The organism is Streptococcus sp. KR (assembly GCF_002238115.1).
Taxonomy (GTDB): Bacteria; Bacillota; Bacilli; order Lactobacillales; family Streptococcaceae; genus Streptococcus.
The window spans coordinates 45,238-56,831 of the sequence record NZ_NGVM01000017.1 but is presented as its reverse complement, the minus strand read 5'-3'; the positions used below and the strand labels follow the sequence as shown (position 1 = coordinate 56,831).

The following is an 11,594-nucleotide window of genomic DNA, read 5'->3' as shown; positions in this document are numbered from 1 at the left end:
ATTAAGTGTTAAAACGTTGATTTAACGCTATTTTCACTAATTTAACTCTTATTTAGCTTCAGTAAATACTTCTTTAAGATAAGCATCAAAAACTTCTTCATCTGAAATGGTGTCTGAAATAAAGCTTCCATTGCTAGTACGTTCTGACAGGTTCAAGTCTTGTAATCGGCTTTCATAGATTGTTCCTTTGTTTGATTGAACAAGCAGAGTTTGGTCGTTCTCTTCCACATCTGTACTGAAGAGATCACCAATAAAGCCTTGTTCTGCAACCGCTCCTGCCAAGAAGACACGATGCGGTTTGTTTTTCAACTCACGCAAGACTTGTAAGCCACGTTTGGCACGACTTGTTGCCGGAATTTCGTCAATAGAAACACGTTTCAAACTTCCACGTTGGGTCAAGAGGTAGAAGGATGAGGTGTTACAGATAAAGGCGGATTGGAGGACATCATCTGCTTTCAGGTTCATAGCTTTGACACCTGCAGCCTTAGCACCGACAACTGGTACCTCTTCGATATTGAAACGAAGGGCATAACCATTTTGGCTAATCAAGAGAACATCATCCAGTTTAATCGGAGCCACTGCTACAATCTGGTCTGTCTCGTCTTTGAGCTTAGCATACTTGACAGACTTAGATTTATAGGTCCGCCATGGAGTGAACTCTTTTCGCTCTACACGCTTGATTTGACCGAGACGAGTCGCAGCAAAGTAGGTTGTGCCTTCATCAAACTGATCCACGACTTCCACATAGAGGATTTCTTCGTTAGTTTCGAAGTTTGTAATGGTCTGGCTCAGATGCTCTCCGATATCCTTCCAGCGAATATCTGCCAATTCATGAATTGGTCGATAAATGACATTTCCAAGAGTCGTGAACATCAAAAGATGCTGGGTTGTCTTAGCAGATTGAACAAAGATGAGACGGTCATCATCACGTTTGCCAATTTCCTCTAGCGTTGAAGCCGCAAAGGAACGTGGACTAGTACGCTTGATGTAACCTGCCTTGGTCACGCTGACATAGGTATCCTCCTCGGCGATCAGACTAGCTGTATCAATCTCGATTGCTTTTGCTGTGTCTTCTAAGCTACTCAAACGCGGAGTGGCAAATTTCTTCTTAACCTCACGAAGCTCTTTCTTCATGAGATTGTACATGGTCCGTTCATCTCCAATGATAGCAGCAAGCATGGCAATCTTTTCACGAAGTTCTGCTTCTTCTTCCTGCAAGACAACTACGTCTGTATTGGTCAAACGGTACAGTTGCAAGGTAACAATAGCCTCAGCCTGCTCTTCAGTAAAATCATAACTGACCTTGAGGTTCTCTTTGGCATCAGCCTTGTTCTCAGAAGCACGGATAAGAGCAATAACTTCATCCAAAATCGAAATCACGCGAATCAAACCTTCCACGATATGGAGACGTTTTTCAGCCTTTTCCTTGTCAAAGCGTGAACGCGCCAAAATCACTTCACGACGGTGGGCAATATAGCTAGATAAGATTGGAACAATCCCAACCTGACGAGGTGTGAAATTGTCAATCGCCACCATATTAAAGTTGTAGTTGATTTGCAGGTCAGTGTATTTGAAAAGATAATTAAGAACAAGCTCCGTATTAGCGTCTTTTTTAAGTTCAATAGCGATACGAAGACCATCACGGTCAGACTCATCGCGAACCTCAGCAATACCAGCCACCTTATTATTGACACGAACATCATCAATCTTCTTGACCAGATTGGCCTTGTTGATTTCATAAGGAATCTCAGTAATAACGATTTGTTCCTTACCACCTTTTAGCTTTTCAATCTCAGTCTTGGAACGAACAACCACACGCCCCTTACCAGTTTCATAGGCCTTTTTAATCTCGTCACGACCCTGAATAATCCCTCCTGTCGGGAAGTCTGGTCCAGGCAAGAATTCCATGAGTTTTTCAACTTTGGCAGTTGGGTGGTCAATCATGTAAACCGCCGCATCAATGACCTCAGCTAAATTATGCGGTGGAATATCTGTGGCATAACCAGCCGAAATACCAGTAGAACCATTGACCAAAAGATTTGGAAAGGCTGCTGGCAAGACTGTCGGCTCTTTCTCGGTATCGTCAAAGTTCCAAGCAAAAGGAACGGTCTTTTTATCGATATCCTGAAGAAGATAGCCTGCAATCTCAGACAAACGCGCCTCTGTATAACGCATAGCTGCAGGTGGATCACCGTCCATAGAACCGTTATTACCGTGCATTTCAACTAGAATCTCACGATTTTTCCAGTCCTGTGACATACGAACCATGGCATCATAGATAGAACTGTCACCGTGTGGGTGGAAATTTCCCATGATATTTCCGACAGACTTGGCCGACTTACGGTAACTCTTGTCAAAGGTATTGCCATCCTTATTCATCGAATAAAGAATGCGACGCTGAACCGGCTTCAATCCATCACGAATATCTGGCAAAGCCCGGTCTTGAATAATGTACTTGGAGTAGCGACCAAAGCGCTCTCCCATAATGTCCTCCAGGGACATGTTTTGAATGTTACTCATATAGGATACAGAGCCCGTAAATACCAAGTGAAAATAGAAAATTCTTGAAGTAAGAAAGCTCACAAGAGAATTTTTCTTTTTCACGCATCATTTAGGGCGTGTTCAACTCCTTTCAAAGAATGTAGAGTAGGTTTTTATGCAGTAAAAGATATTTTACGGGAATTAGTCCCATGTTCAGTTACCTTAAGGAACCAAACAATCCTTTCTGTAGTTTAAAGTTTTGAAAATTTTTATCAGGTTAAAACATTTTAGTTTACTTAAATTTAGCTAGTAGGTACTTGTTCAACTTTTCTTTGTACAAAAAATAAATATATGGAAGGAAGAAATGAAATAACAACGGTCCCAATAAGCAAAGCATTAAATACATTTTGATGTCCATGAAAGACTTCATTCCAATACATAGTATTAAGAAGATGGAAGACTAAACCAATTAAGTAGCAAAAGCTAATAACTATCATCTTCCACCTTAATAGAGAATAGATAGAAGACAATCGAAGAGCATGGTAAATTACTGCTGTAATGAGCATTGGAAAACAAAAAGAGATTAGAAAGAAATAGAATCTTAAAACATCATCAAAAAGCTCTGTGCGATCTATTGAAATAAGCCAAATATTACACAAGGTTATAACAATCGGGAAAAATAATCCATACACCCTTTTATTTAACTTATTTCTTTTAAGAGCTAGAAATATAGAAGACACCAATACTAAAATTTGGACTCCTGGGAATCCCATGAAAAATAAAGCAAATACATAATCTAGCATACTAGCTCAACCTTTCCTCAGCATACTCAATCATCTTCTCAGCTACTTTCTTATAATAGTCAAAGCCCATCTTTTGAGCAAGGATTTGAGCTTCTCTGTGGAAAAGGTCCATCGTAGCAAACAATGAATGAGTAAGTTTCTCTACACTTGAAAAATCCAGCAGATTTGAGAATTCCTTCTCTTTCTCAGCAGACATATAGTTAAAGAGACACTTGTAGTTCTTGCCAACATCGACCGTTCCCTTATCTGCTGCCACTTGCCAAGCTAAAAGCTTGAGCAATTCTTGTTGGCAGATTCCATAGAGATGGTCCGTCGCATAGATGACTTGATGGCGACAGATTCCTTTAACCACGTAAGCTGACACCCACCAAAATTCATTGCAGGCTTTTTTAAAATCCGTCTCACTAGCTGGATGTATCCAGAAACGCTGAGGACTGGGAGAATAGGATTCAAACAAGCCCTTATCATCTACTAAAACAGTGAAGCAAGCCTCGCTATCCACCCACTCGTTGATGTCTTCTTTAGGACAGAGGGTTAGATCAATGCGATTACCATCTTCAAAAAGCATGAGATAAAGACGGCGATGTCCCAGAGTAACCTCTTGCTCAATGATACGTTTGCCAAACCAGTCCAACCAAGAAAGGTCTCTCGTCAGATTATCTAAATCGTCCACGACATAAACAACATCATAATCTTGAAACTCATCTTTTAGTGCTTTTGTATCAGTTCGTGAACCAGACATGGCGACAGCTTCTACTTGTATATTTTCGGGCACCTGTAAAATCAATCTCAGCATTTGCTCTTGATTTCTGTATTTTCTGCACCTATCTTTAATTAAGTTATTTTTCATAACTGTCTAGCTCCTCTTGTTTCTGAAGGATTCGTATTCTTTTCTTCTCAAGTTCTCCTACTATCAATTGGAAAGTCGAACCAATTCCTAAAACGATTAAAATAAAATAAAGTAAAGTAATATCGTTTCTACGATATGTTTTAAAAATTCTCCATAACACAAATAGATTCACTAACGAAAGGAGGAAAAGTAAACTGGCATTGAAGCGAAGTATTATAGCGAACTTACTCTTAAAATACCTATAATGTTTTCCAATCCTATAGAGGGTATATAGTGAGAAAACAATCATCAAAGGGGTGAAAGCAAGTGCATAAAATAAGATAAACCCTATTCCTGAGTATGGTTTACTTTCCATGGGTAGATCTAATAGACAGATACCAATAGCGAGGATGTTCAATATAAATAAGGATACTGTGCGAGCACACTCTTTTCTACCTTTACTGGTCATTAAGTCATATATAATTCCAAAAATAGCCAAGAGAACGAGGAAAAAAGGTATCATTAATAACGTAATCAATCCTGCACCTCCAATAGTTTTAGCGATTGTTTCCCTAAAAAAGATAATCATCACCTTTACTTGAACTTTATAACTCCCCTGTCTGGTAAAGGCTGTACCCTTCGTAATAATATGAAGCATCACACCCTTAAAGAAACGGGCCTGAGTGAGGTCATCCGTCAGATTATCGAGGAGGAGATACTTGAGTTCTCCAGTCTACACTCCACTATGCTTCATGGCATTCAGGTATTCATCCTTATCAATGGCGTTCCAATCTACCACTTTCTCAGCTTCTGACGAAGCATACAATCTAGCCAAATCCGCATGGCACGTCCATTCCCCTCACGGAAAGGATGGCAATATTCATATCCGCGTACTTATCAATCACTTGATCAAAATTGTCATGAAGAAGTTTGTCAGTATACTGTAAGGATTGCTCTAAAAAAATACGGGGAGCAAATTGAAAGTTATCCTTTGCACTATTGACATCACGGACCTTTCCAGCGAAATCATAGATGACCGAAAAGAGATAATGGTGAATAGCGGACAGCCCTGAAAAAGTGCCAACTTCCATCTTGAACAAAGCTCCTGTCTGAAAAAGCAGGGCGGCTTGTTTTTTTGTCAGTTTTTCTTCTGCATCTGCCAACTGGGCTGAGTTTGTAATGCCTAGTTTATTTTCCCATACCATGTTTGTTCCCATTTCTATTCTTTTAGAACTTCAAAACTTCGCCTTATGTTACAAAAGCTCGTCTATCTTTGAGGGACTTCTTCAGAAGAAAGCTACTTTTCCTCAGCTACTGCTTCTTGCTTGCTTTTCTTTGGTGTTAATTTTTTATAGCGACTACGGATAGCGTTGAGATGGTTACGGAGAACAGCATACTGCGTCTTATCTGGATAAACATAGGCGTTGATTGCAGCAAAATCCACAAGGAAATCATAGATTTCTTGCAGTTTCGCACGGACTTCCTTATTTTGAATAGGTGCCTTTCCTTTTTGCTCAGCCAGGCGCTCCTTATAGGCTTTTTCAAACTGAGCCTACGCCTTTGTTAAGGTTTCTACATGAGTTTTCAAATGCAGGGTTGAAAGGGCAGTTTGGTAGTCAGTATCTTTTAGCAAATGGTTAATAGCTTCTGTCTCTTTTTCGTAGCTCATACTCATTAGCCCAGCATAATTTTTGAAAAGTTTGCTGAGTTTGTCGTAAGCTTCCTTGCTACTTGCCTCTTTGACACGAGAGAAGGCCTTGACCAAACCAGTCAAGGTAGAAAGCGCATCATCACGCTCACGATCAGACGCTTCCATGCTAGCTACCGTTTGACTAGCCTTGGAACGGTGCAAACCAGTCAAGGTCTCAAGAAGTTTTTCCATATCCCCAAGCTTCGCTGCGTAAACTTACTCAGACTTATTGGCTTTTGTAAAAGCCCCTAACTCGTCCTTGCTCTCAGATAGAAGTTGGAAAAATTCGTTGTTTTCTAAATTGCGTACAGTTAAACTCGTGATTCCATATTCTTTTTTCATAAAACTTCTCTTTCAATGATGTGTTTTCAAGTTTTTGCTCTAAAATAATTCAGAACATATCTAAATATTCGTATTTTACTCCAATAACTCAACACACACATGTGTGATTTGAGTTGTTCTCACCAGATAAGATATTCTTCAGGTGGGCTTTCTTGTTTAAAAACTGGGAAAGGTGATTATTCGTGTGGGATGAAGTCATTTCTTTTTCAATTCATTCAACTTAGACAAATTTCTTCCCATCTCCAGACTGAGAATCACAAACAAGGTGGAAGAATAAATATTATCATACCATTGTTCCAATTCCTCATCATTCATATTTAGATGATATTGCTTATCGTTGTTATGTCTTAACCCTCCTTTGTTATACATCTCAGAAAGATTATCAAAAACAGCAATTTTCTTAGGAATCTTTTTGCCTTTCTTATCCGTTTCAGCCCCTTTTGTTTGTAACACTATTTTTAATTCATTATAAATATCCTTTAATTCTTTAGGTAGTGTTTCAGGATGTTCAAATGCCTTGATATATGGCTCCAAATAGCCTGCTAAAGAAAGAAGTATCTCTTTCTTACGATTGATATTTCCCTTATTTGCAAAATGATTATATTCTAAAACCTTTATCGCATCTTGCATATTCGATTCAGATAAAATCTGAGAAACTTCCGAGGCATAGGCATTCTTTTCAACAATGATCTTGTTACCATTTTCTAAAGTAATCAGTTTATGATTTGTTTTATCTAAAGAATAATACAATCTTTTAAGTAAGGCTTCATACTGATCTGCTAAAGAAATATGCTTAATAGTTTCTTTCCAAATTTCTGTCTCGTCATCATTTTCCGGAATCCAGCCTGATTCTTCTATTTGTTTAAATTTTTTAGAAGTTACATAGAAACTCACGAACTTATTTTGACTTTTAATTTCTGAATATAAATCTATAATAAATTCAAAAATAGCATAAAGTTGATCAACGCCATTATAATGTTGCTCAATGGCAGTAAATTTTTCGTCAAACGTAAAATGTTGTTCTTTTTTCTTCACCGGATAATAATTTTTATACCCATCAGAAAAAAATTTTTGAAGATTCTTTTTATAATTTCCGATAAGAAAATATTCTTGCAATATTCTTTTTATTTCATCTACTTCCTTCTCAACATTAAAATCACTATTGAGGGGAAGACTTTTTGTTTTTTCTTGTTCTAATTGTTGTCGAGTAGTCTTGTTATTTTCTGGAACCCTCTGAGTGAAGCTGGAATTGTTTTCTGGCAATTTGTGAATTTCATTTATAATTGGCTCAGTTATCATACTATGCATTGCCGCCATATCAGCCTGTGTAAAATTGGAAGTATCCTTTACTGTATCATATAAGCATTTTTTCAATTCATCCATCAGATTATTTGAAAAGTCCTTAACAGCAGTTCGTTCTTCAAATTTTTCTGAGAGATACTCTTTGAATTCTGAGTAACTTTTAAATTTACTATCTGACCTATAACGCTTATAACAAATTTTTAATAGTTCTTCACAAACTTGATGCTCCTCCCAAAGGCTAATTACATCCTCATAGTAAGGATTTTCAATGTGTCTATCTGTAAGCTGCTTTTTAAAATCTTTTATGGCTTTTTCTATTTTCTTTCTATCTTCTTTATCTTTAATATCCAACTTTGTCATTAAAGATGAAAGAGCAAAATCTGCAACTTTACCAAAAATATAAGACGTAATACTTTCTATCATCACTTTCTCCAATCAAAACGCCCCACTCTCCTCCAGCGTAAACTTGACATTATCTTCAATCCACTTACGGCGTGGTTCAACCTTGTCTCCCATAAGGATATTGACACGACGTTCGGCGCGAGCCAGATCTTCAATGGTGACACGTATGAGGGTACGCGTTTCTGGATTCATGGTTGTTTCCCAGAGTTGGTCCGCGTTCATCTCACCAAGACCTTTATATCGTTGGAGTGTTGCGCCTTTGCCGAACTGCTTGCGGAGTTCTTCTAGTTCACCGTCTGTCCAAGCATAGGCCACTTCTTCTTTCTTGCCTTTTCCTTTGGACATCTTGTAAAGAGGAGGAAGAGCGATATAGACATGGCCTGCCTCAACTAGTGGACGCATATAGCGGTAAAAAAATGTCAAGAGTAAAGTCTGAATGTGGGCACCGTCGGTGTCCGCATCAGTCATGATAATGATCTTGTCATAGTTGGCATCTTCAAGGGAGAAGTCTGCTCCAACACCCGCACCAATGGTATAAATCATGGTATTGATTTCTTCATTTTTGAGGATATCCGCCATCTTGGCTTTAGCTGTATTGATAACCTTACCACGAAGAGGCAAGATTGCCTGGAACTTGCGGTCACGGCCTTGTTTGGCAGAACCTCCGGCAGAATCCCCCTCGACTAGATAGAGTTCATTCTTAGCTGGATTCTTAGACTGGGCTGGGGTCAATTTCCCAGACAACAAGCCCTTATCTTTTTTATTTTTCTTCCCATTTCGGCTCTCATCACGCGCCTTACGTGCCGCTTCACGAGCATCACGCGCCTTGATAGCCTTGCGGATGAGGTTAGAAGCCAATTCCCCATTTTCCATAAGGAAAAAAGTCAACTTATCAGCCACAATACCATCCACAACGGGACGAGCAAGAGGGCTTCCTAGCTTGTCCTTGGTCTGACCCTCAAACTGCAAATGTTCTTCAGGTACCAAGATAGAAAGAACGGCTGCTAGTCCTTCACGATAGTCTGACCCTTCAAGGTTTTTATCTTTTTCCTTGAGAAGCCCAGTCTTACGAGCATAGTCATTCATAACCTTGGTAATGGCAGACTTGAGTCCTGTCTCGTGCGTTCCACCGTCCTTGGTGCGAACGTTATTGACAAAGGATAGAATGTTATCTGAAAATCCGTCATTGTACTGGAGGGCCACTTCCACTTGGAAACCATTGTCTTCCCCTTCAAAGTAAAGAACTGGCGTTAAGGTCTCCTTGTCTTCGTTGAGGTAAGAAACAAAGTCTTGTACCCCATTTTCATAGTGGAATTCAATCGCTTCGTCTGTTCGTTTATCAGTCAAAGACAAGGTCACATTTTTCAAGAGAAAGGCTGATTCATTAAGACGCTCTGAGATGGTATTGTACTTGAAATCTGTCGTAGAAAAGATCGTCGCATCTGGCATGAAGGTCACTTTGGTACCTGTCTTAGACTTGGGTGCTGTACCGATTTTCTTCAGAGTCGTGACAGGTTTTCCACCATTTTCAAAACGTTGCTTATAGATTGCCCCATCACGGGTAATTTCAACTTCCAGCCAACTTGAAAGAGCGTTAACAACGGAAGAACCCACCCCGTGGAGACCACCAGATGTCTTGTAGCCACCCTGACCGAATTTCCCTCCGGCGTGAAGAATGGTAAAGATAACCTCAACTGTTGGGATTCCCATCGCGTGCATTCCAGTCGGCATCCCACGTCCGTGGTCTTGAACCGTTAAACTGCCGTCTTTATTAATGGTCACATCAATACGGTCACCAAATCCAGACAAGGCTTCATCGACAGCATTATCGACGATTTCCCAGACTAGGTGGTGGAGCCCAGCGCCATCGGTCGATCCGATATACATCCCTGGACGTTTTCGGACCGCATCCAACCCTTCTAGCACCTGAATGGCATCATCATTATAATTGTTAATATTGATTTCCTTTTTTGACACAAGGAACCTCCTATTCGTTCATCTTTACTATTCTACAGGTTTTCCAAGGATTTTGCAAAATTTTTCTTTCTCCGGTGTGACAATTTCAGAAGAGATTCTCTGCCTTTCTTCTCCATTTCATGATATAATAGGAGTATGATTACAATAGTTTTATTAATCCTAGCCTATCTGCTGGGTTCGATTCCGTCTGGTCTCTGGATTGGACAAGTATTCTTTCAAATCAATCTGCGCGAGCATGGTTCTGGTAACACTGGAACGACCAATACCTTCCGCATTTTAGGCAAGAAAGCTGGTATGGCAACCTTTGTGATTGACTTTTTCAAAGGAACCCTAGCAACACTTCTTCCGATTATGTTTCATCTGCAAGGTGTTTCGCCTCTCATCTTTGGACTTTTGGCTGTTATTGGACATACCTTCCCTATCTTTGCAGGATTTAAGGGTGGAAAGGCTGTCGCAACCAGTGCAGGAGTGGTTTTCGGATTTGCGCCTGTCTTCTGTCTCTACCTAGCAGTTGTTTTCTTTGGAACCCTCTATCTTGGTAGTATGATTTCACTATCTAGTGTCACAGCATCTATCGCGGCTGTTATCGGGGTCCTACTTTTTCCACTTTTTGGTTTTATTCTGAATCACTATGATCCTCTCTTCATCGCTATTATCCTAGCTCTTGCTAGTTTGATTATCATTCGTCATAAGGACAATATCGCTCGTATCAAAAATAAAACTGAAAATTTGGTCCCTTGGGGATTGAACCTAAGTCACCAACATCCTAAAAAATAAAACGCCAGTTCTGTACTGACGTTTTTTTGTATGCTTATTTTGATTTGATATAGTTGATACCATCTGCTTTTGGTGCGACTGCTTTTCCAAAGAAGGCTGCCAAGACTAGAATTGTCAAAACATAAGGTGCGATTTGAAGATAAACCGCAGGCACTCCTTGTAGGAATGGCAATTGAGAGCCGATAACAGCCAAACTTTGTGAAAGTCCAAAGAAGAGACTAGAAAGCATGGCTCCGATTGGATTCCATTTTCCGAAGATCATCGCAGCAAGGGCGATAAATCCAGGTCCAACAATAGTTGTCACTGAGAAGTTAACTGATATGGATTGAGCATAAATAGCTCCACCAATTCCACCTAGGAAACCTGAAATGATAACCCCTAAATATCTCATTTTGTAGACATTGATTCCCAAAGTGTCCGCTGCTTGAGGGTGTTCACCGACGGAGCGGAGACGAAGACCAAAGCGAGTCTTAAAGAGAATAAACCAAGCAAGGAATGAGAAGACAATCGCGATATAACCTAGCAGACTTGTTGACTTGAAGAATATATCACCGATAACTGGGATATTTGCCAAGACTGGGAAATCAAAGCGTCCAAAAGTCTGACTTAGGTTGTCGGTTTGTCCTTTGTTATAAAGAACTTTCACCAAGAAAACAGCCAGGGCAGGCGCCATCAAGTTCAATACCGTACCGCTGACAACATGGTCTGCACGGAAATGAACCGTCGCTGCTGCGTGGATGATAGAGAAGAGGCCTCCAACCAATCCTGCTACAAGCAAGGATAGCCATGGAGTTGCTGCTCCAAATTGTTCTGCAAATTCAAGGTTAAAGACGACTCCAGAAAAGGCACCCATAACCATAATTCCTTCAAGGCCGACGTTTACCACACCACCACGTTCAGAGAAAACACCACCGATACTTGTAAAGATGAGGGGCGCTGAGTAAATCAGCATAGAAGACACCAAGAGGGTGAGCAAGGTTGTAATAGACAT

8 protein-coding genes and 2 pseudogenes are annotated in these 11,594 nt (G+C 40.0%); 1 reads left to right on the top strand and 9 read right to left on the bottom strand.

What is annotated here, in order from left to right:
* Positions 1 to 48: 48 nt before the first annotated feature.
* The 8 genes and pseudogenes from parC to parE form a co-directional block, all read right to left on the bottom strand.
* On the bottom strand, positions 49 to 2,520 hold the full coding sequence (parC, locus tag CBI42_RS08260; RefSeq protein ID WP_094753735.1) for a DNA topoisomerase IV subunit A: 2,472 nt from the start codon (positions 2,518 to 2,520) through the stop codon (positions 49 to 51).
* A gap of 263 nt (positions 2,521 to 2,783) precedes the next feature.
* Positions 2,784 to 3,284 carry a hypothetical protein gene (locus CBI42_RS08255; RefSeq protein ID WP_042751383.1) on the bottom strand — a complete coding sequence of 167 codons (501 nt, stop codon included), beginning with the start codon at positions 3,282 to 3,284 and terminating at the stop codon, positions 2,784 to 2,786.
* 1 nt (position 3,285) lies between these two features.
* Positions 3,286 to 4,134: an aminoglycoside 6-adenylyltransferase gene (locus tag CBI42_RS08250; RefSeq protein ID WP_094753732.1), complete on the bottom strand. Its 849-nt coding sequence runs from the start codon at positions 4,132 to 4,134 to the stop codon at positions 3,286 to 3,288.
* Positions 4,124 to 4,636, bottom strand: coding sequence for a hypothetical protein (locus CBI42_RS08245; protein WP_094753734.1), 513 nt, complete (start codon positions 4,634 to 4,636; stop codon positions 4,124 to 4,126). Before CBI42_RS08245 ends, CBI42_RS08250 begins: the two co-directional genes overlap by 11 nt.
* 82 nt (positions 4,637 to 4,718) lie before the next feature.
* Positions 4,719 to 5,318: pseudogene (gene fic, locus CBI42_RS08240) on the bottom strand (protein adenylyltransferase Fic).
* Positions 5,319 to 5,410: 92 nt separating this feature from the next.
* Positions 5,411 to 6,145, bottom strand: a pseudogene (locus tag CBI42_RS13260) (DUF6261 family protein).
* A 195-nt stretch (positions 6,146 to 6,340) separates the two neighbouring features.
* On the bottom strand, positions 6,341 to 7,273 hold the full coding sequence (locus CBI42_RS13535; RefSeq protein WP_256963670.1) for a hypothetical protein: 933 nt from the start codon (positions 7,271 to 7,273) through the stop codon (positions 6,341 to 6,343).
* Between the two features lie 609 nt (positions 7,274 to 7,882).
* Entirely contained in the window at positions 7,883 to 9,826 is a 1,944-nt protein-coding gene (gene parE, locus CBI42_RS08225; protein WP_094753730.1) for a DNA topoisomerase IV subunit B, read from the bottom strand.
* Positions 9,827 to 9,961: 135 nt separating this feature from the next.
* On the opposite strand from parE, the gene plsY reads away from it, so the two are divergent.
* Positions 9,962 to 10,603 carry a glycerol-3-phosphate 1-O-acyltransferase PlsY gene (gene plsY, locus CBI42_RS08220; RefSeq protein WP_094753729.1) on the top strand — a complete coding sequence of 214 codons (642 nt, stop codon included), beginning with the start codon at positions 9,962 to 9,964 and terminating at the stop codon, positions 10,601 to 10,603.
* Positions 10,604 to 10,637: 34 nt separating this feature from the next.
* Here the strand turns inward: plsY and CBI42_RS08215 are convergent, their stop codons facing one another.
* Positions 10,638 to 11,594 carry an ABC transporter permease gene (locus tag CBI42_RS08215; protein ID WP_070842922.1) on the bottom strand — a complete coding sequence of 319 codons (957 nt, stop codon included), beginning with the start codon at positions 11,592 to 11,594 and terminating at the stop codon, positions 10,638 to 10,640.

Bases quoted from the DNA above. Each gene is read 5' to 3' on its own strand.
- parC (WP_094753735.1), bottom strand. From the start codon at position 2,520: ATGAGTAACATTCAAAACATGTCCCTGGAGGACATTATGGGAGAGCGC.
- CBI42_RS08255 (WP_042751383.1), bottom strand. From the start codon at position 3,284: ATGCTAGATTATGTATTTGCTTTATTTTTCATGGGATTCCCAGGAGTC.
- CBI42_RS08250 (WP_094753732.1), bottom strand. From the start codon at position 4,134: ATGAAAAATAACTTAATTAAAGATAGGTGCAGAAAATACAGAAATCAA.
- CBI42_RS08245 (WP_094753734.1), bottom strand. From the start codon at position 4,636: ATGATACCTTTTTTCCTCGTTCTCTTGGCTATTTTTGGAATTATATAT.
- plsY (WP_094753729.1), top strand. From the start codon at position 9,962: ATGATTACAATAGTTTTATTAATCCTAGCCTATCTGCTGGGTTCGATT.
- CBI42_RS08215 (WP_070842922.1), bottom strand. From the start codon at position 11,594: ATGTCTATTACAACCTTGCTCACCCTCTTGGTGTCTTCTATGCTGATT.